Consider the following 21,775-nt stretch of genomic DNA (forward strand, 5'->3'; position numbering starts at 1 on the left):
CTTTTGAGGAACATCCCAAATTCCTTCATATCCGTATGCTTCACATGCTGCTTGTATTTGCCAATCCTGCATTTATTCCACCTCTAATCTATTAGTAACTGTCTTGGGTTAATGAAGCCTGTTAATGGTTGATTGCTCTTGCAAAAATCACATATACCGCAACTCTCTGGCTCTTCTTCTCCGTTCATGATTGCCTTAACTCGTGGCATATAATCACGGATAACATCCAACTGTGGCAGCATATCCTCGATTGGCATTTCAATTGCTGCAATTCCAGGGACCGCCGTTTTATCGACTGCAAAAATATAACAGTTAAACGGCTTGTGGTACTTTTGCTGCAGCAGCTTCTTATAAACAATCATCTGCAAAGCATAGTTATAAGCGTCAATAAAGCTTACCCAGCTATGTTTGTCCTTGCTCCAGTAGCGTTTGTGCAAGTCTGCTGTAGTTTTTAAATCGCAAAAGTAGCCTTTTTCAATATTCAAGCAGTCAATTCTTGCTTTCCATTCGGTTTCTGCAATCGTGCCAGATAAGACAACTTCTTTTTGACATTGATCGTTTTGATAAAAGAAATTAAATAACTTGTCTTTCTCCAACCGTTCGATCATTGCGTCACACTTCACGGTGTCAGCTCTTTTTTTGCCGTTCTTTGTAAATAGCATGTCCTTGTTATCGGTAATAAACTGCTCGTGTGGCTCTTTTCCCTGAAACCAGCTGTGCAAGTAGTTACCAATAATTAAAGCCGTTGACGTGGTCTCTCGTGGCTTCTGCAAGCAATCTAGTGCGTCTGCCTCACATTTCATGAACTTCTTGAAATAAGTGGCGGACATATACCGCCAGTCCATTTCATTTGAGTAGTAATTACTACTCTTTAGGCTTGTTTGTGACTTCATCTAACAACTCACCTTGCTTCTGGTTGGCCTGATTGTTTTCCTTTGTATCAACTGTTTCAGGTTTGTCTGTCTGCTCTTTGATAAATTCATCAAGCATTTGTTCAGTCGTTTCAGTTGCTGCGGTTTCATCAACAAACTCGTTTTCATCTGCGTCAATATTCTGACGTTCGTTTTCTGGCTCTTTATCGTCCATCTGAATAGCTTTTTCCATTTGTACACTCATTGGACCCCACTTGCTTAAAAGACCTCTGATGACTGTTTTAAGAGCCATAGCGTCGTAGTCAGTTCCCCAAACTCCTGATGGTTTATCTTGACCGCCTTTACCTTTAACAAATCGTTTGCGGTGGTCTTCCATCTGCTCCTTAGTCCAATAGACTGTTTTTTCAAAGCCGTTCAATAAACGAAAATATCCGATATATCCAACAACTTCATCACTAGCTTGTTTTGTCGGGTCAAAGACAACCTCTTCACTTAGCGGATTCCAACTAACAAGTTCTCCTTCATGGACCACGACAGCATTCATCGCTTTGTACTGGCCAGTCCGTTGTGCTAATTGGATGTAACCTTTGTAACCAATTTGAGGAGTTGCTGAATGTCCATAAGGGACTAACCACATGTAGCCAAGATTCGGGTCAATTGGCAGGTCTAAGGAAGCAGCAACCATCGCTGATTGAATAACTGACATCTGATCAACATGCTTGAGCTGCGTACTGCTATTAACGATATTGACTAATGATGTCGTGAACTGTTGGGCCTTACTTCCAAGTGTCCGTTTCATCATGTCCTGGATTGCATTCTGTTGTACTAACTTTTTCATTGGTAAATTTGCTAATTGATTATTCATAGAAATATCCTCCTATTTCTTCCACTGTTTCGATCGCCATGTTTACATCACAAATGCGTGGGTCATACTTGTCTTTGCAATATGCAATCAGCTGGCTCATTGGAACTAACCCATCATCGGTCATCCAGACCTCATCTTCGGTGATTAAGTCACCGTTCAAGTCGTGTAATTCTTTAGGCGGCTTCGGTACGTTGCACATTACAAATTGGCGTCTCCATTCAGATGAGTGGGTGTCCTGCTGCGATTGTATTGCGTCTAAGTTGTATTGCATTAGCTCGCTCCTTCTTTCTTTGAACAAGGTACAAGTCACAATAAGCGTCTAGCTTATCCATTCGATTACGCTCATCTTCATTCGGCAAACGTTTCTCAGCTTCATACTTTCTCTTAATATCGAAGTACATCATGTTTGCCTGACAGAATTGGTCAAATGTTATCGGCATGTTGTTCCTCCTGTTCCTGAGCAAGCCTGATATTTGCTCCCAAATCATCAATCTGCTCATCTGATAATTGATCGCCGTACAGAGCAATCAACGCTCTCATAAACGAAATGCGCTCTGCTGGTGTACTCTTTACAGCAATTTTGTGTTTTAATCTTTCGTATTGCTCGGTTGCTGTCATAATCTGCTCCAATCTGGTATAATTAACCTGTAAAAATATTTTTCATATATTACTTACTCACGACTGCTATCGTGGGTATTTTTTTGTTCTCCCCGACAAATTCGGTTGATCTCGGGCACAACCCTAATCAGTCCGATTATTCCGCTCAAAATGACGGCCACCGCCATAATGCTTACTACTACTTGCTGAATCAGTATCCAGTTCATACTGCTTTCTCCTTTCCTGCCATCTGTAGTCGCAACCGTCTAGGATAACGACTAGCAGTACGATTAAAGCTGTGATTAAAATACTCACTTCCGCCACCTCTTCTTGATGTACTCGGTCGTGCCTAAAATAATGAAATAAGCAACAACCACACTTACGAAGTTTTCCATTGGTGTCACGTCCTCATCTCCTTACGTTTTATGCTGCTCGATGAATTCATCTAAGTCCTTACGATCAAACACCAGACGAGTGCCAACTGTTGCAACAGGTATCGAATAACGAACATGGTCTTTGAAACAAGAATCTTTTAATGTTAGATATTTGACAGCCTCATTCTTAGTGAAATAGCGTTTCTGTCTAAGCTCTGCTGCTTTCCCAACTTCTTCATCAAACTTCTCCATCAGATGTGCAAAGAATTCTTTTTCAGCTCCCTCTTGCACTTCCAACTTGATTTCTGCCATCACAATCACTTCCTTATTTAAATCAATTGATTATCCTTTATAGTTCTTAATCATCTATAATTGAGTTATTCTCCTAGCGAAAGGAGGTGAATCTTTGGCAACAAATCCACCAAAGAATAACGCTCGCAAGGGTGCTGTTCGTCAACGTTCTCAGGCTTATAACCCTAAGACGAATCGTTATGTTAAACGAAATTCAGAAACTGGCAGGTTTATGGATGTTAAACAAAACGGTTCTAAGTTTAAAGGCGTAAGAACTGAGAAATGATCAGTTAACGATTTAGTCAAAATATTTGGCTAGATCGTTTTCTTTTAAAACTTGATTCAAAACTAACGATAATTGATCAACCATTTTTTCATCATGATCTTCGTATCCTGCTTCAAAAAATATTGCATGAAGTAATTCATGAATCAGCGTTTGCGTTTTACGTTCATCTGAAAGACCACTTTTAATTTCGATGTGGTTATCGGCGTATACGCAAACTCCATATTCGTTTGGGTCATTCTCAACTATTTCTTTTTCAAAGACTTCGTAATGAATGCCGCCAACTTTGATATTCATTTTTAAGCCTCCTTTTTAGCAAGAAACTTGTTAATAAAGTATTGCTGACCTTTGCCAGTAACCTTTGGTGTCTTAGTGATTCTTACGCTGCCATCTGGGTTCTGAAAGCTACGCTCTTTTATTTCGAATAAGCCAAGTTCCAATGATTTCTGTGTTGGCATGTTACGATCTGATCGATTTCCAGCAATTAGATAGCCGTTATTTCGTAACCATTTGAACAATCTTTGTTGACCGATATCATAGCCATTTTGTTTGATTAGTTTTGCAAGCTCACCTACTAAAATACTTGTATTACTTGTAGATACTGCATCGGCAAATAATGCTTTTGGTTTCATTTCACTATTTTCCAGCTTTAATTTGGTGTTTTCGTTTTGAAGAATTGAATAGCCACGCTTTACAATCTCCATTGGATTGTTCCATTTGCGCTCCAGTTCAATAAAATATTTACGGTACTTTTTTCCTTGTTCCGTATGTGACATCATCGAAAGTTCTTTTGCCATTGAAATTGTCAAAGCATAATCATCATATTTTCTAACTGCGCCATTTCCGCTTTTAACGACTGCACTTTGAGGTGCACTCGTATAATCTTGGCCACAAACGAATTCTTTGAAATTTTGTTTCACCCAATCACCAAAATGTTTTTTTAGTTCTAATCCTTTATGAAGTTCTCTAGCAGAAACAAGTTGTTGATCGTTCTTGACTGTAACTTTGATAAGCTCTTGCATTCTATTCTTCCTTCTTTCTTTTTTGTTTGTTTCGATTTTCGAAACATTAAGCTTAAAAAAATTTGCTAACGGTAAATCTAAAGCCTTGGAAAGCAATGGAAGCTCGGCAGCTTGAAATTTGTAATCTCCATTTTCTCTGCGATAATACGCTGTTCTATCCCTTAATTTTAGAATTTCTGCCATATCGCTGTTGCTATACCCTTTTTCCAATCTTCTTTGCTTGATTAGATCTAAATTTATTACGCTAGTCAAAATAACACCCCCTTTTATTCAACGTTGCCAATATCGCAACTCCATGTATTAACTATACATTGTTATAATCGCAACGTCAAGCATTAAATTAATTATTTTCGCAACTTTTAATATCTGTTTTAGAAATATATGCTATTATTAGTTGCGTAAATAGCAACGTTAATATATACTAAAGGAAAGGCGTCGATACTATGCCCGATAAAGCAGATAGTGACTTAATTTTAAGAAACAGAATTGTTAATTTACGTGAAGAAAAGGATTGGTCACAAGCAGAATTAGCACGGAGAGTAAATCTTGATAAAACTGCTTTAAATAAAATTGAAAAAGGTTTTAGAAAAGTTTCTACCGCTGAAACTAATGCTTTCGCAAATATTTTTGACGTTTCAACCGATTATCTATTGGGGAGAACAGAAGATCGTAGTGGCACTAACGATGACGGTAAATTTGATATAGCAGATGATAGTGTGTTAATGACATATCAAGGCAAACCATTATCAAAAGAAGACAGAGAAATGATGTTAAGGATAATGCGCGGTAAAGAATGAGGCTGATTTATTGGATAATATTATGGATTGGCTTTGCAAATTTGCATATGATCATAAAATCGAAGTTACATTAGATGGAGTTCATTTCAAAAATGATGTCCCTTCTACTTGTTTAGGAAATCATGTGGTAATCAACACGAATTGGAGCAATAAATCCGAAATACCATTTATATTTGCTCATGAACTCGGCCATGTGATTAATGGAGACGGTGGAGTAATGTATTATTGTTCTGCTACTTCCCAGACTAAAATCGAAAGTGCAGCAAACCAAAAGGCTATCGATATTATAATCAAATATAGTAATGAAATTGATGAACAGCCTGCCGATTATATGGCATTTATGCAAAGCTATGGTGTGCCTGATTATCTAATTGAAAAAGTCAGGCAACGGTTTAATAAAAAATAGCAATATTGTCCGGTCCACGTGGACTTTAAACTCCGGGGAAAATTAAACGTTTGGGGGTAACAATTATGAAGATTATCAATCGTACGTGTGACTCATGTGGTAGAAAAATCGGACTTGTAGAGAATGCTCCTGTTACTAAAGACAAAAAACAAATTTGTACGAACTGCGTGGAGGACGTTTTTTCTGAATATAATACAAAAACAATGATGTGGGTTGGTAAACACACTTTTGAAGAATTTGACAAAGCACATGTTAAATCAATTTCAACAAATCTCACAAAACTAACTGATCAAGAAAAAGAAAAAGGATTGTTACAGATTAATGGAGCAAGAATAATCAATTTTGATAATGCTTATTTCGACCCTGATAATAAAGAGGCCCTATTAAAATCCAACGATGATCTGTTCAAATTTCGCTATGCAGATATTATTTCATACAAGCCAGTTGAACGTGGGCATTCTGAAAAGAAACATCATGGAATAGCTCGTGCTGTAGCCGGAGATTTTATTGCTGGAGGAGCCGGCGCAATTGTTGGCGCGGTTACTGGGGGTAAAAACTTCGCGTATATAGATGAACTAGGCGCTGATATTTCGCTAAGTCAAGGCAATTCTGTCGCTATTAGATTTATCAAAAAGCCTACTAAGCAAGGTGCTGACACTCAAGAAAGCTATAAACAGTGTAGTACCCTTTATGCTCTGCTTGATAGTGTAATCGCAGAAAACAACAATTGCATTGCTTCTGAAAATCAGAATATTCAAAATAATAACGATATGTCCGATCAACTCAGAAAGCTTAAATCATTAGCCGATGACGGCATATTGACACAGGAAGAATTTGAAGCGAAGAAAAAGCAAATGCTAAACATCTAATTATTGATAAAACTAAAAAAAGGGGCGTTTTATGTGAATTATTTTTGGGGTTGTTTGGGCATAGTTATAATAGCTACACTGGCAATTACTTATTGGCCTATATTTATTGGAATAATTAGTCTTATAGGTTTGTATTATCTTATAAGATATTTTATTTCTGCAAAAAATAACAATACTGATGTTGACAAGAATGATGAGCAAGTTTTGAACAACACAAACGAATATAAAAGCGAACTTCCAGATCAAAAAACATATACAAAATTTGAACATAAAGAAACAATAATGAGCGACGATAATAATAAAGGCCCTAAATTAAATTGCGGATTATATTATGGTGAAATAATTTTGCTAGACTGGCTCAATGGTTCAAAACAAAATGCTAAAATTCCCAGCTCAATCGTTTCATTTTATAGCATTAATCCACTTAAAGCGACTTACGAGCTGATTGAAAAAGGACTAATAAAAAATGGGCCTATTTCTAGTGGTCTTAATTCATTGAAGGCCACACAATTAAAAGATATTTTGCGAGAAAATAATGCAAAAGTAAGTGGGAAAAAAGAAGAGCTTATTGATCGTATTATCAAAAATAATTATACAGAAAGTATTAATTTTGAGATACCCAAAACCTATGTTGTTTCAGATGAGGGTAAAGAGATTCTTGACAAATACGGCATCTTTCCTTGGGCAAAAAAGCAAAATGGTTTTTTAAGACCTATTGATTATGTTCCTTATGCGGAAAGCCAGCCTCCTTATGAGAAAATAAAGATTAAAATTTGTAAAAACAGAATTGATTCAATAGTTAACACTGGTGGAGCAGAATATCCATACAGATTTTTATTTATATTCGAAAGTGAGATTGCTGATTGCTTAGATAAATTAGATGATAAACGTGCCATAAAACATTTTATTTATTCATCTGTTTTAAATTATTTTAGTTTTTCACCGGTAACTGGTATAGGTCCATCGTTTGAAGTACCTCAAGAATGGGACTCTGCTGATTTGCAAAATACAGTCATAAAATATTTTCAAGGTTGTCCTATTGAAAAAGAAGAAATTTTTAACATAGTTAATAATTTCATCTCTGATTATAAAGGAAAAATCCCTAATTTTTTAATCAAAAATACGACAGTCTTAACTAAAATAATTACTGAAGCAATAGCATTAGATCCAACGAATTATCATCAAAAAAGAATTGAGTTTATAAACAATAAAATCCCCAAAAAAATGTTTTTTATTTAAAAGTAGCCCGCTTTCTGCGGGTTTTAATTAAAGCCAAAAAGAACATATATTCTATTTACAAAGGAGAAATAATCATGAATAAAAAAGAATTAGAAGAATACATCAACAATAACAGCCGGACCATCGAAATTTTTAGCGAAAAAGCTCTTGAATATCAAACTAGCAAGAATAACGGCCGCCCTAAAAAGAAACGTTGGGATGAAGTAAAGATTGGTCATGCAGTTGATGGCATGATCAATACTTTTATGGAAAACGTCCACAACAAAATTAAGTCACAAGTCAAAAAGAACGAGTTCGATCCGAAACGGCCTTGGATCGACTTCATTGCTAAAAACAATGTACTAGATGAGTTAGAAGAATCAGTTATCGAAATGGAGTTTGAATAAAACTCCAAACTGAAAGGCGGTGATACAACTACCCTAGCAATGGCTAACGACTAAGGAGGAAAAACATGGCATCAATTCAAAAATACAAAAACAAAAAAGGCAAGCAGCTTTATAAATTCAAGATATATTTAGGAACGGACCCGATAACCAACAAACAAATAACTACAACACGACGTGGGTTCACCTCAATCAAATCTGCGAAGTCAGCTGCTAGAAAATTACAGACTGAGTTTGAAGAGCAAGGTTGGGGCTCAGACAACACGAGCGACATTAGAACTTTCCAGCAGCTCTTTGAAGTTTGGTTTGAGAATTATCAATTGTCAGTAAAAAAATCAACTGCGACTGATTCATGGCAGATATATGAAAGGTATATCAAGCCTAAGTTTGGCAGCAGCAATATTCAAAGAATCAATGTTTTGTTTTGCCAAAAGTGTGTTAATTATTGGTATAAGAACTATCGTGAAGCTCGACATATTAAAAACACAGTTAGTCAGATTTTGCGGTATGGGATATCCTTAGAAGTCATTGATGAAAACCCTATGGCAAAAGTTACCTTGCCACGCCCACTTCCTAAGCGAGACAACAGCAATAACTTCTACTCTAAGAAAGAATTAAAACACTTCTTTGATTCTCTAAACGATATTGGCGATTTGCGGTATATTGCCTTTTTTAGATTTCTTGCTTATACAGGCGTGAGAAAAAGCGAAGCTTTAGCCCTGCAATGGAAAGATTTTAATTTTAAAAATAATACGGTAAAAATAAGTAAAACAATCTATTACGATGCACGTTTAAAACAGGTTATTGTGCAGGAGCCAAAGACCAAATCTTCTAATAGAGTATTAGATTTAGATCCTAAGACGGTTAGCATTATGCAATCTTGGCGAGCAGATCAACAGAAAAGATTCATAAAAATTGGGATAAACGTAATGAATGCAAAGCAGTACGTTTTTACTCAAGAAAAAAGCAACCGATTGTTAGTCCCTAACAGTGTTAATGACTGGTTGAAATGGATCTATAAAAAACATCCACAGAAAAAGATAACTGTCCATGGTTTTAGACACACTCATGCCAGCTTGTTGTTTGAAGCAGGAGCAACGATCAAGGAAGTACAGGAACGTTTAGGACACTCAAACTCAAAAACAACTCTTGACATCTATACCCACGTTGTAAAAGAAAAGAAAAAAGAGACTGCATTAAAGTTTGCTGATTTCGCTGATAATTGAAAAACGGGGTCAATTTCGGGGTCAAAGATATTTTTACGCAAAATAAAAAAGCCCTAAGCACTGACACACCAACGCTTAGAGCATATATATAAAATTTATCCCACAGACCCTTCCATTTGGTAATTGATCAGACGATTCAACTCGACGGCATACTCCATCGGAAGTTCCTTGGTAAAAGGTTCTACAAAACCCATAATGATCATTTCAGTTGCTTTTTCCTCTGAGATCCCACGACTCATCAAATAATACAACTGTTCCTCTGATATTTTTGAAACTTTCGCTTCATGTTCCATCGACACATTACCATTCAAGATTTCATTGAACGGGATCGTATCACTGGTCGACTTGTCATCCATAATGATCGTATCACACTCGACATGGGCAAATGAGCCATCACTATGACGATCAAACCTTACTGTACCTCGATAGTCCACACTGCCACCATCTTTGCATAGAGACTTCGAAACTATCGACGATGAAGTGTTTTTAGCATGATGGATCATTCGTGCGCCGGTATCAGAACGAATGTCTTTACCTGCAAACGCTATCGACAACATCGTCCCCCGTGCTCCTTGACCATCTAGGTATACACTGGGATACTTCATGGTGACCTTAGAACCTAAGTTACCGTCGACCCATTCCATGGTAGAATTTTCCATTGCTTGTGCTCGTTTGGTCTCCAAACTATAGACATTGTCCGACCAGTTTTGAATCGTTGTATAGCGGCAATAAGCATTAGGCAAAACATTAACTTCAACGACTGCCGCATGCAAACTATCCTGCGAATAATTAGGTGCAGTACAGCCTTCAACATAGTTAACACTTGCTCCTTCGTCCACAATGATCAAAGTTCTTTCAAACTGGCCAGAGTTTCCAGCATTGATCCGAAAATAACTCTGGATCGGAGTCGAGACCTTAACTCCCTTTGGTACGTAGATAAATGTTCCGCCGGACCAAACGGCTGAATTTAAGGCCGCCATCTTATTATCAGACGGTAACACTAATTTGCCAAAGTATTCTTTGACCAAATCGGGATATTGCTGGACCGCTGAATCAGTATCCATGAATACTATCCCTGTTTTTTCAAATTGCTTTTGCATATTATGGTAAACAACTTCAGATTCGTACTGAGCCGAAGAACCCGCCAAATATTCCCGTTCAGCTTGTGGAACACCCAGTCGATCAAAGGTTTTTTTGATATCTTCTGGAACGTCATCCCAATCACGTGCTACCTTGTCAGAATCCCGTCTGAAATAATTGATTTTATCCAGATCGATACCAGAAAGATCCGGACCAAACTTAGGCATCGGTAATTTTTTATAGATCTCATATGCTTTGAGACGAAAATCAAGCATCCATTGAGGTTCGTTTTTAGCCGCCGAGATCTCACGAACGATATTCTCGGTCAAACCTTCACCAGTCGTATAAATTGGCTCGATGTCATCTTTAAAGCCATACTTGTACTCTCCGCCAACATCCGGTACGCTACTCGTCATCGCTATCACTCTCCTCTATCGCTTGATACGCAGCTTTCCAAGCCAAAGTCGCACACTTGATACGCGCTGGGAATTGCTCCACGCTTTGCAAAAACGCAGCCTCACCCAACAGATCAGTCTTGTCTGTAACTTCCTTACCCATGACCATATCAGAAAAACCCAACACCATCTTTTCGACTTCTGCTGTAGTTTTACCTTTGACTTGATCTGTCATCATTGACGCTGAAGCCTGCGAAATCGTACAACCAGTTCCAGTATACGCTGCATCAACAATCCTATCATCTTGTATTTTTAATTGCACCGTTAAAACGTCCCCGCAAGTCGGGTTACGTAATTCTAGTTCATGATCCGCTTCTTCCAACTGATGATTATTATGCGGATTTTTAGCGTGATCCATGATCACCTGTCGATATAAATTACTCAATTTAGAAAGAGCCATTTGAAAAGAACTCCTTTGCCTCTGAAATTGCATTGATAAACTGATCTGCATCTTCCTTTGTATTATACAAGTAAAAACTAGCGCGTGCGGTCGCACTGACTCCCAGGTAACTCATTAAAGGTTGGGCACAATGATGACCTGCCCGAACAGCGACTCCATCCATATCCAACGCACTAGCCAAGTCGTGGGGATGAACGCCCCGCAAATTAAATGAAATTACTCCAGTTTTTAGTCTTGGGTCCCTTGGTCCATAAACCTCGATCCCCGGTATAGACTGAAGTTTAGGCATAACATACTTTATCAATGCTTTTTCCTGTGCTGTGATATTATCCATGCCTACCGCGGACAAATAATCGATTGCAGCGCCTAAACCAACAACACCGGCAATATTTTGCGTTCCACCTTCAAATTTATAAGGTGTTTCTTTAAAGTCAGTATGATATAAGCCTACACTTGAGATCATCTCTCCCCCAAATTCTAATGGCGGCATCTGATCCAACAGTTCTTTTTTGCCCCACAAAACACCGACACCGGTTGGGCCTAACATCTTATGTCCGGAAAAAGCATAAAAATCAGCGTCCAGCTCTGAAACATCAACGCTCATGTGCGGCACAGACTGAGCACCATCGACCACCATGACCGCGCCATGCTGATGGGCTAATTTGGCAACTTGCATGATAGGATTTACGACTCCAAGTACATTGGAAGCATGGCACAACGCAACGATCGCTGTTTTGTCAGTAATAACTCGTTGAGCATTTTCTAAATCAAGCTGCCCCTCGTCTGTTAAACCGATATACTTAAGCCGTGCTCCTGTCTTAGCCGCCAATTGCTGCCAAGGAACAATATTGCTGTGATGTTCCATGTATGAAACAACGATCTCGTCTCCTGCCTGTACGTGGGTGGGACCGTAACTAGACGCGACCCAATTCAATGCTTCAGTTGTCCCCTTAGTATAAATTACCTCGTGTGGGTCATTACCGTGGATAAAATCGATGACCTTTTCCCTAACTTGTTCGTACTGTTCGGTAGCTCGTTCAGCCAAAGTATGGACCCCACGATGGACATTTGCATTATCATGTTCATAATAATACCTAACTGCTTCCAAAACCTGTTTAGGCTTTTGAGTAGTAGCCGCGCTGTCTAAATAAACCAACTTTTCGTCATTGACGATTTCTTTTAAGATCGGAAAGTCACTTAACAAACTATTCATCTTTTTGTCCATTGACTAACTTCCTCTCGATCATATCTGCCAGAATTTTACGAACCGCTTTGGATGGTAAGGCTGACAAGACAGGCCCTAAAAATCCTCTGATCACTAATCGCTCAGCCGTTTTCTTATCGAGTCCTCTACTCATCAGATAATACATCTTTTGTTCGTCCACACGTCCAACGCTAGCCGCGTGACCAGCCACAACATCATTATCATCGATCAGCAAGATCGGATTAGCATCACCGCGGGCTTTAGTTGAAAGCATCAAGACCCGACTTTCCTGTTGAGCTTCAGCCCCGTGAGCGCCATGAATAATGTGGCCGATCCCGTTAAAGATCAAGCTCGATCGTGCTAAAATGACTCCGTGCTGTAAAATATTACCTAAAGAATGCTGACCGTAGTTAGTTACACGCGTATCGATCCCTTGCACTTGGTCTCCAGTGGAAATAGCAACGACTTTAACTTCTGCATGGGAAGCCTCACCGACTAATTCTGAATCGAAATCGCCCACGATATTGCCGTCATTCATCATACCCATCGACCAATCGATCCGTGCATTCCGTTTCAAATAACCACGCCGGTTCAAATAAGCCGTTGTGTTTTCACCCAGCCGATCGACACTAGCGAATTTAATGTGACTATCGGACTCGGCGATAACTTCCTCAATAATATTAGCTGGGCATGCTTCATCGCCTACAGTCCCCGTATTTTCCAAATAAGAAAACTCACTGCCGCGATCAGCAATCAGCAATAAATGGTGAACATAATCTTGTGGTGTTCGTGCGTCTTGGAAGAAATACGATGTTAACGGTTGCTCTAAGACGACGTTTTTAGGAACGTAAATCAACAAGCCACTGGTCAAATGAGCCACATGTTCGGCATTTAAGCGATTTTCGGTCGGCTTAGTTGCTTCGGTCATAAAATATTTTTGTACCAAGTCGGGATGCTCTTTTAACGCCGTAAACCAATCACAAACAATAACTCCCTTTTCCACAAATTCCTGCGGCAGATCTTCCTTTATTAGTCGAGATCCAACTTGTACAATATTAGCTTGCTCGGTTGCCAAACTTTCGTAACTCAAGGTATGCTCATTTAATTCCAATTTGCGAGTCACGTTGATCGGCCAAGAACGGTAACTGATCTTTTGGAAATTCGGCAAGGCAAGGTCTTCAATTTCTTGTTGAGCTTCTAGCCGCATCGTTGTAAACCACGGCGGCTCACCAGTTTGTTGGGCATACTCTTTTATCTCCTGATCAGTTTTTGTTTCGACTGTCATTTAGCACACCCCCTATTCTTCATCGACCAACTTAACATCTAAGCCTAAATCATCTCTTAATCCTGCATATCCTTCGTCCTCTAATTTCACTGCTAACTGAGCATCACCAGACTTGACGATTTTACCACCCATCATAACATGTACGAAATCCGGATCAATATAGTTTAAAAGCCGTTGATAATGAGTGATGATCAAGGAACCAAATTCAGGTCCGCGCATCTCGTTTACACCACGTGAAACAACCTTCAAAGCGTCGATATCCAAACCAGAATCAATTTCATCCAAGATAGCGAATTTAGGCTCGATCATCATTAACTGTAAAATCTCGTTGCGTTTCTTTTCTCCGCCTGAAAAACCTTCATTTAAATAACGCTCGGACATTTCTTCCGTCATATCCAACGTTTTTAAAGTATGATCCAATTTCTGCAGAAATTCTGGGATAGACATTTGATCGTCATCAGCTCTGCGAGAATTGATAGCGGCGCGAATAAACTCAGCGTTGGTTATGCCAGGGATCTCTGCTGGATATTGCATCGCTAAGAAAAGGCCGGCACGTGCACGTTGATCCACAGGCAAGTTGACGATACTTTGCCCATTGATCAAAATGTCACCCTTCAAAACCTCATAATTTGGATTTCCCATTATCGTTTCAGACAAAGTCGATTTTCCTGTTCCATTTGGCCCCATAATAGCATGGATCTCACCAGTTTTCATTTTTAAGTTAACGCCAGTTAAAATCTCTTTTTTTTCTTCTCTTGCTTTAACATGTAAATCTTTTACTTCTAAAGTGGCCATATCGTTTCTCCTTTGAATTCATGTTAAGTACTTCTCATTCATTTTAATGCAATTGAGAATCGTTTTCAATTAGACGAAGAGAATTAATTCAGCCATTTTTCCTCATAAATTTCTTCTTTAAACCCACAGGTTACTTGATCTCCTTCAACCATCAATGGGCGTTTGATCAGCTTTCCATCGGATGAAAGTAATTCAGCAGCCTGACTGTTTGTCATCTCCGACAGTTTATCCTTTAAATTTTGTTGGCGGTAATGTTGACCACTAGTATTAAAGAAATAGCGTAGTGGTTGTGAAGAATTATTCAGCCATTTTAACAAGTCCTCTTTAGCCGGTGGTCGAACGACCAAATCTTGAGAATCATATTTAACGTCATGTGCGTCTAACCATTTCTTAGCTTTTTTACAGGTCGAACATTTAGAATAACAGTAAAACATTTTCATTTCAGTCAACTCCTTAAGTCATCATTTAATAATCCTTTTAACAACAGTATGGATTAGAACTATTAAAAACACAAGTCACTAGCAGCCTATCTTCTGCCAATATCATTCTTAAAACCACCAAAAAAGCCGTTTAAAGCATTCCGACTTTAAACGGCTCCATAATCAATTTTTAAAGATGATCGTATCTAGATCTTTGTTATAGCTGTAAACGATTATCTAAACTCTTCGTTATTGCTAAACATATAACTCTTATAATGATACCTCATCGACATTATCAAGCCCACACCGATCATATTCCCGATCAGAGCGGAACCACCCTGACTGACAAATGGCAGTGGAATACCCGTTAATGGCAGCAAACCAATACTCATGCCTATGTTTTCAAACACATGGAAAATGATCATCATGATCACACCCGTTGAAATATAGGCATAAAACTCATTTTTTGTATCAAATGTGACTTGGATCATTTGGAAGATCAATAGTAAGTAAATAAAAATCAGCACACAAGCACCAACAAAGCCAAAGTTTTCGCCAATTACAGAAAAGATCATGTCTGACTCTCGAACTGGTACATAAACTTTCGAGACGTTAAAACCCTTACCCAATAATTGTCCGGAACCGATCGCCTTCATGCTTTGCCATAATTGATAGGCACTTGAAGATGTGTTAGCCGAAGGGTTCAACCAAGAGTCGATCCGCTTAAACTGATAATCTTTAAAACCTATCGATAAAAGTAAACTTCGATCGTAGACCACTAAGAAGATCAAAAAGCCGCCCAAAATAGCCACCGCTAAGAAAGTTGGTACAATGATCTTCCAAGAGACCCCTGACAGTAAAACAATACCGCCAAAAATCGCAAAGAAAACCAGCATCGTCCCAAAGTCATTCTGTAATTCCAACAAAAAAGCAACTGGCAAAGTCCAAGCAACCATTTTACCGATCAAGCGCCAGTCACTACGGATCGTGTGAGTTATGTGCTCACTGTTATGTTGAGTAACAACCCGACCCAACATGATAATATAAGCCGGCTTCATGACCTCTGAGGGTTGAAACGTAATGGGCCCAAGCGAAAACCAACTTTTTGCACCTGTAAGTTGTGCATAGGAACGGCTATACAAAAAAAGGACCATGATCAAAAGGAAAATACCAAATCCATATACGATCGGTGCGACCTTCCACAATTGCTCGGCATCAAATTGCATTATGAATACTACAAGTAAGATCCCTAAAACATAAAAGACTGCTTGCGAGATCATTGTTCTGGCGATGCTCGTCGTACTTGTATCATTGCTTGCTGCAACATAGATCGAGGCGATCCCGATCACGGCCAACAACAAAACTGACAAAATTATTCCCCAGTCGATCCGTGAATCTTCATCCTCGCTTCTTCTCAATTTTGTATTCATCGTGAACGAATAACGCTCCTTTATTCAGAAATCAAATTTATTTTTTAACTGTGATGTAGATGAAATTCACGGATCAAAGCATCGATACCAGCTGACCTACTAGACATATGCGTTTCTTCACCGTTGGGAAAAGTTACCACATATCTCTTTTTATCTTGTCTTAAAGTACCTAAAGACCTTTTTCCAAAAGTCAATTCGGAAACAAGTACCCCATTTACCCGCATTTCTTTTTCAACTATTTCAATGTTTTTTTCTTTCTTCATTTTCATTCCTCCATTTAGCTGCAATCGAATCTTCCTCATTACTCCAGTTAGTGTTACGAAATAGAGTAAATTTATCCGGTACTGGATCATATCCTCCATGCACAAATGGGTTGCACCGCAAAATACGTGTTAGTGCCATTAGTGACCCTAAGAAAAAACCGTGCTTACTTATCGCTTGGATCGCGTAATTTGAACATGTTGGATAATATCTACAAGTCGGAGGAAATAAGGGAGAAATAAACCTTTGATATACCCTGATTGGAAAAATCAAAATGTTTTTCACAACTATCACCAGCTAATTATTTTAAATCGGTTATTTTGTCAGGATTTTCCAACAGGAAACCTGTGCCTTTTGCAACATCTTGCAAAGGAGTTTCTGAAGCATGAACAGGTACGCCTAACTGATCAGAAAATAACTGACTTAAACCATCGATCAGCGCTCCACCACCAGTCAACATGACTCCGTGATCGATAATGTCAGCAGCTAACTCTGGTGGGACCTGACCTAAAAGATCCTTGGCAGCAATAACGATGCTTTGCAAGGTATCGTGGATCGCACCTTCGATCTGATCAGAGTTTAACGTGACCTCTTTAGGCAAACCATTGACAACATCTCGACCACGTACTTGGAGCTCCTCTTTACGATGACCTAATACAGCAGTCCCGATCTCGATCTTAATTCGTTCAGCAGTATGTTCCCCGATCAACAAACCAAAGTCTTTTCTAATATAGTTGACTATGTCTGTATTGAGACGATCGCCTGCAACGCGCAGTGAACTGCTTGCAACAATGTCACCAAGTGAGAGAATAGCAATATCGCTCGTTCCGCCACCAATATCGACTACCATGTTACCTACTGGTTTAAAAATCTCTAAACCGGCACCGATCGCGGCAACCTTAGGTTCAACATCTACGTGAACTGTACCACTCCCAGATTTTTCAGCTGCTTGACGGATAGCCTTACGCTCAATATCAGTTGTGCCGGTCGGACAACAAATCAAAACATCCGGTTTAGACATTAATCCTTTGACGTTTAATTTCTTTATGAAATAAGCAAGCATTTGCTCAGTCATATCAAAATCTGCGATAACGCCATCTTTAAGTGGACGCACAGCACGAATGTTTCCCGGTGTCCGTCCAACCATTTTATATGCTTCTGAACCGACAGCCAATAAACGGTCAGTATCTGTATTAATTGCTACTACTGAAGGTTCATCTAACACAATACCCTTGTCTTGAACATTGATCAAAACATTGGCTGTCCCCAAATCAATACCAATATCCTTTGCCATTGTAGTTCCCCTTTAATTTTCTACAAATAAGTCTAATTTAAACCATATCTACGTCATTATATCAGACTACCAATAAGATGTACATAGTTGCTGATATATCAACGTTTTCAAAATAGTAAAGTCTGTTAAATTTTTCTGAATACTGTTTAACTAAACCACTATCTCATTTACTAGCACGTGAATTACAAATCGCTAAACCTATAACTCTCTGATTTAAAAAAACGCCCACTAGTACACCTAGTTGAACGTTTATTAAATCCTACTTTTAAGTGATCGATACTCTGATAAAACTTTCGTGGTCCCTTCAAGGATCATATTACATCATAAATCAGTTTTCTGCTTTTTTCTTGAGACCAATGGCGTTGCCTGTCAAATCATCGACCCGTTTGATAGAAGCACCTAAATTAGCAAGTTTTTCACTGAACTGATAATATCCACGATCTAAATACTTTAAGTTAGTGATCTGAGTGATATTTTTAGCAACTAACCCTGCCAACACAAGTGCAGCTGCAGCACGAAGATCAGTGGCCTCTACTTCAGCACCAGTCAAATGACTTGGTCCATACATGACAGCCGAATCGCCCTCGATTTTAAAGTTAGCATTCATCCGGCGTAACTCTTCTAAATGCATGAATCGATTTTCAAAAACTGTTTCTGACATGACGCTGGTACCATGTGCACGCAATTGCAAAATGGTCATCTGTGGTTGAAGATCAGTCGGAAAACCAGGGTGTGGTAAAGTCTTAACTGCCGTTGGCTGTAATTTTGCGGAACCAATAACACGAACTCCATCTTCTTCATCTGTAACACTAACTCCCATTTCTTCTAATTTAGAGATAAGTGGTTTGTTATGCTCAGATATTGCATCCTTGATCAAAACATTGCCCTGTGTCAAAGCAGCAGCAACCATAAAGGTTCCTGCTTCGATCCGATCTTGAATGATAGAATGTTTTGCACCATGTAATGCAGATACTCCAACGATCTTGATCGATTCGGTCCCAGCACCTGTGATCTTAGCACCCATCTGGTTCAAGACATTAGCCAGATCCACGATCTCAGGTTCACGAGCAACGTTGTCGATCACTGTTGTGCCTTTGGCCAAAGTAGCAGCCACCATGATATTTTGAGTAGCTCCAACACTTGGGAAATCCAAATAGATATTAGCACCAACTAAACCATCCGTTGTTGCTTCTATGTACCCATCATGTTGTTCAATATTAGCTCCTAATGCTTCCATACCCTTTAAGTGTAGATCGATCGGACGAGTCCCGATCGCACAGCCCCCAGGCATCGCAACTTTAGCATGCTTCAGCCGCGCCAACAAAGGACCCAAAACAACAATCGAAGCTCGCATCTTTGAAACATATTTAAATGGTGCTTCATATGAAAGGTTCCCAGTCGCATCCAAAGTGATCGACTTTTCCTCTTCATTAAAGCCAACTTGAACATTTAAAAAACGAACAACGTTGTTCATAGTATACACATCAGATAAGATCGGAACATTTGTCAATTCCGTTCTGCCTGTTTCAGGCAAAATACTTGCTGCTAAGATCGGCAAAACAGCATTCTTTGCCCCTTCAATACCAACTGTCCCGCGTAACCTTTCTCCACCACGTACAATAATTTTTTCCACTTTTTATTCCTCCACAAATTTAGTCAGAGTATATTAAAATATTATTTACCAAATAAATACGAGAGATTTCGGACATTATCAATAAAGCTTAAGAAAAATTCACTGCACAAAAAACCAAGGGCAACAGAAACTAATACCAAAATCAGCTTATATTTACCCTGCCTTTCTGGCACAATGTAGTGATCTAACCTTAAAGACTGCAACGCAGAAAATGCTAAGCTAATAAAAACGAAATGACTAATGATCGTTAGTATTGCTTGAAAACCCATCCACTTCATAAAAACCCCTCAAATCAATGTTCCGAAAGACATCATAACATACATAAATAATTTTAATCAACTGACAACGGCTGGCCTTATAATCTTTTTAATTATTTGCCGCTATTTTTAAGGAACACAAAAAAGCACGGACCTTATTCAGATCTGTGCTTCACTCTTCATTTTTAATCAGTGATTTGAAATGTTCAAACGATTCAAGGCACGACGCAAAGAGACTTCGGCACGACGTAACTCATCAGGATTATGAGCCTTTTTCGCTTTTTCGACACGTTCTTGCGCCCTTTCGCGAGCACGTTCTGCACGTTTCGAATCGATATCTTCTTTACGTTCAGCAGCTGAAGCAACTATTGACAAAGTGTTATTAGAAAATTCTAAAAAACCACCACTCACAGCAACTTCCTCATATTCACCATTATCTTGCCGAACTCTGATCTCATCGATCGCCAATGAAGCTAACAACGGTAGTCGATTAGGCATAATACCTATCTCACCCTGAGTTGTTTTACAAATAGCCATATCAGTCGTCTGCTCATAGACGCTACCATCTGGTGTAACAACGTTAACAGTTAATTCAGGTTTGTCAGCCATTAGACTTTACCTCCTTAATTGTTTTGCGTCATCTTTTTAGCTTTTTCAACAACTTCACCGATCTTACCAACTGAACGAAATGCATCTTCTGGAAGATCATCATATTTACCTTCAAGGATCTCCTTGAAGCCTTTGATCGTTTCTTCCAAAGGAACATATGCACCCGGTAACCCGGTAAAGCTTTCAGCAACGTGGAAGTTTTGTGACAAGAAGAATTGGATCCGACGAGCACGGCCCACAATGACCTTTTCGTCATCAGACAATTCATCCATCCCTAGAATTGAGATAATATCTTGTAATTCACGGTAACGTTGCAAAACGTGCTGCACTTCAGTAGCGATCTCGTAATGTTCTTGACCAACAATTTCTGGAGCCAAAGCAACAGAAGTTGAGGCCAAAGGATCAACGGCAGGATAAATACCTTGCTGAGTCAATGAACGTTCCAAGTTGGTCGTTGCATCCAAGTGGGCAAAGGTCGTAGCTGGAGCAGGGTCAGTATAATCATCGGCAGGTACATAAACAGCCTGGATCGAAGTAACAGAACCCTTCTTAGTTGAAGTAATACGCTCTTGCAATTGACCCATTTCAGTGGCCAATGTTGGCTGATAACCAACGGCTGAAGGGATCCGGCCAAGCAAAGCAGAAACTTCAGAGCCAGCCTGGGTAAAGCGGAAAATGTTGTCAATAAATAACAAAACGTCTTGGCCCTCGACATCACGGAAATATTCCGCAATAGTCAAACCAGTCAATGCCACACGCATCCGGGCACCAGGCGGTTCGTTCATCTGACCAAATACCATGGCAGTCTTTTCTAAGACACCTGACGCTTTCATTTCAAAGTAAAGGTCATTACCTTCACGAGTTCTTTCACCAACACCGGTAAAAACAGAAATACCATTATGTTCTTGCGCGATGTTGTGGATCAATTCCTGGATCAAAACAGTTTTACCAACTCCGGCACCACCGAACAAACCGATCTTACCACCACGAACATACGGAGCAAGCAGATCGATAACCTTGATCCCTGTTTCCAAAACTTCAGTACTTGTATTTAATTCATCATAAGCAGGTGCATCGCGGTGAATTGGATCACGTCGATGATCTGCACCAAATTCAGATCCATTATCAATGGTATCCCCTAGGACATTAAACACACGTCCAAGCGTATCTTTCCCGACAGGCACGCTGATCGAAGAACCAGTATCAATAACAGTGGCTCCACGTTTTAAACCATCTGAAGAATCCATGGCGATAGTCCGCATGACGCCGTCCCCCAGTTCAAGGGTGACCTCCATCACTAACTGTGAGCCATTTTCAAGTTCAACGGTCAAAGCATTATTAATATCAGGTAAAGATTCATTAAGAGGGAATTGTACATCAACAACTGGTCCGATAACTTGCACAACTTTACCAGAACTCATTCGTTAAT

General features: G+C 39.3%; 30 protein-coding genes. 7 read left to right on the plus strand and 23 right to left on the minus strand.

What is annotated here, in order from left to right:
* Positions 1–83 precede the first annotated feature (83 nt).
* From AC3XNE_RS10995 to AC3XNE_RS11025, 7 genes are all read right to left on the minus strand, one after another.
* The gene (locus tag AC3XNE_RS10995; RefSeq protein WP_489832112.1) at positions 84–893 is read right to left on the minus strand and encodes a PD-(D/E)XK nuclease-like domain-containing protein; all 810 of its coding nucleotides are present in this window, start codon (positions 891–893) and stop codon (positions 84–86) included.
* Positions 865–1,737, minus strand: coding sequence for a recombinase RecT (locus AC3XNE_RS11000; RefSeq protein WP_489832113.1), 873 nt, complete (start codon positions 1,735–1,737; stop codon positions 865–867). The genes AC3XNE_RS10995 and AC3XNE_RS11000 overlap by 29 nt, the downstream gene beginning before the upstream one ends.
* Positions 1,730–1,936: a hypothetical protein gene (locus AC3XNE_RS11005; protein WP_489832114.1), complete on the minus strand. Its 207-nt coding sequence runs from the start codon at positions 1,934–1,936 to the stop codon at positions 1,730–1,732. Before AC3XNE_RS11005 ends, AC3XNE_RS11000 begins: the two co-directional genes overlap by 8 nt.
* A gap of 19 nt (positions 1,937–1,955) precedes the next feature.
* Positions 1,956–2,177, minus strand: coding sequence for a hypothetical protein (locus tag AC3XNE_RS11010; RefSeq protein WP_489832115.1), 222 nt, complete (start codon positions 2,175–2,177; stop codon positions 1,956–1,958).
* The gene (locus tag AC3XNE_RS11015) at positions 2,161–2,355 is read right to left on the minus strand and encodes a hypothetical protein (protein WP_489832116.1); all 195 of its coding nucleotides are present in this window, start codon (positions 2,353–2,355) and stop codon (positions 2,161–2,163) included. Before AC3XNE_RS11015 ends, AC3XNE_RS11010 begins: the two co-directional genes overlap by 17 nt.
* Positions 2,356–2,478: 123 nt before the next feature.
* Positions 2,479–2,649 carry a hypothetical protein gene (locus tag AC3XNE_RS11020; RefSeq protein ID WP_489832117.1) on the minus strand — a complete coding sequence of 57 codons (171 nt, stop codon included), beginning with the start codon at positions 2,647–2,649 and terminating at the stop codon, positions 2,479–2,481.
* Positions 2,650–2,750: 101 nt separating this feature from the next.
* Positions 2,751–3,020: a hypothetical protein gene (locus tag AC3XNE_RS11025; RefSeq protein WP_489832118.1), complete on the minus strand. Its 270-nt coding sequence runs from the start codon at positions 3,018–3,020 to the stop codon at positions 2,751–2,753.
* Positions 3,021–3,114: 94 nt separating this feature from the next.
* On the opposite strand from AC3XNE_RS11025, the gene AC3XNE_RS11030 reads away from it, so the two are divergent.
* The gene (locus AC3XNE_RS11030; protein ID WP_489832119.1) at positions 3,115–3,285 is read left to right on the plus strand and encodes a hypothetical protein; all 171 of its coding nucleotides are present in this window, start codon (positions 3,115–3,117) and stop codon (positions 3,283–3,285) included.
* 12 nt (positions 3,286–3,297) lie between these two features.
* Here the strand turns inward: AC3XNE_RS11030 and AC3XNE_RS11035 are convergent, their stop codons facing one another.
* On the minus strand, positions 3,298–3,579 hold the full coding sequence (locus AC3XNE_RS11035) for a hypothetical protein (RefSeq protein ID WP_489832120.1): 282 nt from the start codon (positions 3,577–3,579) through the stop codon (positions 3,298–3,300).
* 2 nt (positions 3,580–3,581) lie between these two features.
* On the minus strand, positions 3,582–4,556 hold the full coding sequence (locus tag AC3XNE_RS11040) for a phage antirepressor KilAC domain-containing protein (RefSeq protein WP_489832121.1): 975 nt from the start codon (positions 4,554–4,556) through the stop codon (positions 3,582–3,584).
* A gap of 191 nt (positions 4,557–4,747) precedes the next feature.
* Between AC3XNE_RS11040 and AC3XNE_RS11045 the strand changes: the two genes are divergently transcribed.
* From AC3XNE_RS11045 to AC3XNE_RS11070, 6 genes are all read left to right on the plus strand, one after another.
* Positions 4,748–5,101 (plus strand): helix-turn-helix domain-containing protein, encoded by a 354-nt coding sequence (locus AC3XNE_RS11045; protein ID WP_489832122.1) that lies wholly within the window; start codon positions 4,748–4,750, stop codon positions 5,099–5,101.
* Between the two features lie 10 nt (positions 5,102–5,111).
* Positions 5,112–5,507, plus strand: a complete 396-nt coding sequence (locus tag AC3XNE_RS11050; protein ID WP_489832123.1) for an ImmA/IrrE family metallo-endopeptidase — start codon at positions 5,112–5,114, stop codon at positions 5,505–5,507.
* Between the two features lie 65 nt (positions 5,508–5,572).
* A complete protein-coding gene (locus tag AC3XNE_RS11055; protein WP_489832124.1) occupies positions 5,573–6,376 on the plus strand; it encodes an SHOCT domain-containing protein in 804 nt (267 codons plus the stop codon).
* A 33-nt stretch (positions 6,377–6,409) separates the two neighbouring features.
* On the plus strand, positions 6,410–7,615 hold the full coding sequence (locus AC3XNE_RS11060) for an SAP domain-containing protein (RefSeq protein ID WP_489832125.1): 1,206 nt from the start codon (positions 6,410–6,412) through the stop codon (positions 7,613–7,615).
* 74 nt (positions 7,616–7,689) lie between these two features.
* Positions 7,690–8,001 carry a hypothetical protein gene (locus AC3XNE_RS11065; protein ID WP_489832126.1) on the plus strand — a complete coding sequence of 104 codons (312 nt, stop codon included), beginning with the start codon at positions 7,690–7,692 and terminating at the stop codon, positions 7,999–8,001.
* A gap of 65 nt (positions 8,002–8,066) precedes the next feature.
* Positions 8,067–9,224, plus strand: a complete 1,158-nt coding sequence (locus tag AC3XNE_RS11070; protein ID WP_489832127.1) for a tyrosine-type recombinase/integrase — start codon at positions 8,067–8,069, stop codon at positions 9,222–9,224.
* Positions 9,225–9,319: 95 nt separating this feature from the next.
* On the opposite strand, the gene sufB is transcribed toward AC3XNE_RS11070, so the two are convergent.
* From sufB to atpD, 14 genes are all read right to left on the minus strand, one after another.
* Entirely contained in the window at positions 9,320–10,720 is a 1,401-nt protein-coding gene (gene sufB / locus AC3XNE_RS11075) for a Fe-S cluster assembly protein SufB (RefSeq protein WP_489832128.1), read from the minus strand.
* Positions 10,710–11,159 carry a Fe-S cluster assembly sulfur transfer protein SufU gene (sufU, locus tag AC3XNE_RS11080; RefSeq protein WP_489832129.1) on the minus strand — a complete coding sequence of 150 codons (450 nt, stop codon included), beginning with the start codon at positions 11,157–11,159 and terminating at the stop codon, positions 10,710–10,712. The genes sufB and sufU overlap by 11 nt, the downstream gene beginning before the upstream one ends.
* Complete coding sequence (locus AC3XNE_RS11085) at positions 11,146–12,384, minus strand: cysteine desulfurase (protein ID WP_489832130.1); 1,239 nt, start codon at positions 12,382–12,384, stop codon at positions 11,146–11,148. Before AC3XNE_RS11085 ends, sufU begins: the two co-directional genes overlap by 14 nt.
* Positions 12,365–13,648 carry a Fe-S cluster assembly protein SufD gene (gene sufD, locus AC3XNE_RS11090; protein ID WP_489832131.1) on the minus strand — a complete coding sequence of 428 codons (1,284 nt, stop codon included), beginning with the start codon at positions 13,646–13,648 and terminating at the stop codon, positions 12,365–12,367. Before sufD ends, AC3XNE_RS11085 begins: the two co-directional genes overlap by 20 nt.
* A 12-nt stretch (positions 13,649–13,660) precedes the next feature.
* Positions 13,661–14,443, minus strand: coding sequence for a Fe-S cluster assembly ATPase SufC (gene sufC, locus AC3XNE_RS11095; RefSeq protein WP_489832132.1), 783 nt, complete (start codon positions 14,441–14,443; stop codon positions 13,661–13,663).
* Positions 14,444–14,526: 83 nt separating this feature from the next.
* Complete coding sequence (locus AC3XNE_RS11100; RefSeq protein ID WP_489832133.1) at positions 14,527–14,883, minus strand: arsenate reductase family protein; 357 nt, start codon at positions 14,881–14,883, stop codon at positions 14,527–14,529.
* 212 nt (positions 14,884–15,095) lie between these two features.
* Complete coding sequence (locus AC3XNE_RS11105) at positions 15,096–16,292, minus strand: FtsW/RodA/SpoVE family cell cycle protein (RefSeq protein WP_489832134.1); 1,197 nt, start codon at positions 16,290–16,292, stop codon at positions 15,096–15,098.
* Between the two features lie 44 nt (positions 16,293–16,336).
* Entirely contained in the window at positions 16,337–16,555 is a 219-nt protein-coding gene (locus tag AC3XNE_RS11110; protein WP_489832135.1) for a DUF2969 family protein, read from the minus strand.
* On the minus strand, positions 16,533–16,838 hold the full coding sequence (yidD, locus tag AC3XNE_RS11115; protein ID WP_489832136.1) for a membrane protein insertion efficiency factor YidD: 306 nt from the start codon (positions 16,836–16,838) through the stop codon (positions 16,533–16,535). Before yidD ends, AC3XNE_RS11110 begins: the two co-directional genes overlap by 23 nt.
* A gap of 16 nt (positions 16,839–16,854) precedes the next feature.
* Positions 16,855–17,847: a rod shape-determining protein gene (locus tag AC3XNE_RS11120; protein WP_489832137.1), complete on the minus strand. Its 993-nt coding sequence runs from the start codon at positions 17,845–17,847 to the stop codon at positions 16,855–16,857.
* 328 nt (positions 17,848–18,175) lie between these two features.
* Positions 18,176–19,480 carry a UDP-N-acetylglucosamine 1-carboxyvinyltransferase gene (gene murA / locus AC3XNE_RS11125; protein ID WP_489832138.1) on the minus strand — a complete coding sequence of 435 codons (1,305 nt, stop codon included), beginning with the start codon at positions 19,478–19,480 and terminating at the stop codon, positions 18,176–18,178.
* Between the two features lie 41 nt (positions 19,481–19,521).
* Entirely contained in the window at positions 19,522–19,758 is a 237-nt protein-coding gene (locus tag AC3XNE_RS11130; protein WP_489832139.1) for a DUF1146 family protein, read from the minus strand.
* A 168-nt stretch (positions 19,759–19,926) separates the two neighbouring features.
* Positions 19,927–20,346 carry a F0F1 ATP synthase subunit epsilon gene (locus tag AC3XNE_RS11135; RefSeq protein ID WP_489832140.1) on the minus strand — a complete coding sequence of 140 codons (420 nt, stop codon included), beginning with the start codon at positions 20,344–20,346 and terminating at the stop codon, positions 19,927–19,929.
* Between the two features lie 14 nt (positions 20,347–20,360).
* Complete coding sequence (gene atpD, locus AC3XNE_RS11140; protein ID WP_489832141.1) at positions 20,361–21,767, minus strand: F0F1 ATP synthase subunit beta; 1,407 nt, start codon at positions 21,765–21,767, stop codon at positions 20,361–20,363.
* Positions 21,768–21,775: the final 8 nt, after the last annotated feature.

Source organism: Ligilactobacillus sp. JN-6 (Y).1 (genome assembly GCF_058111525.1).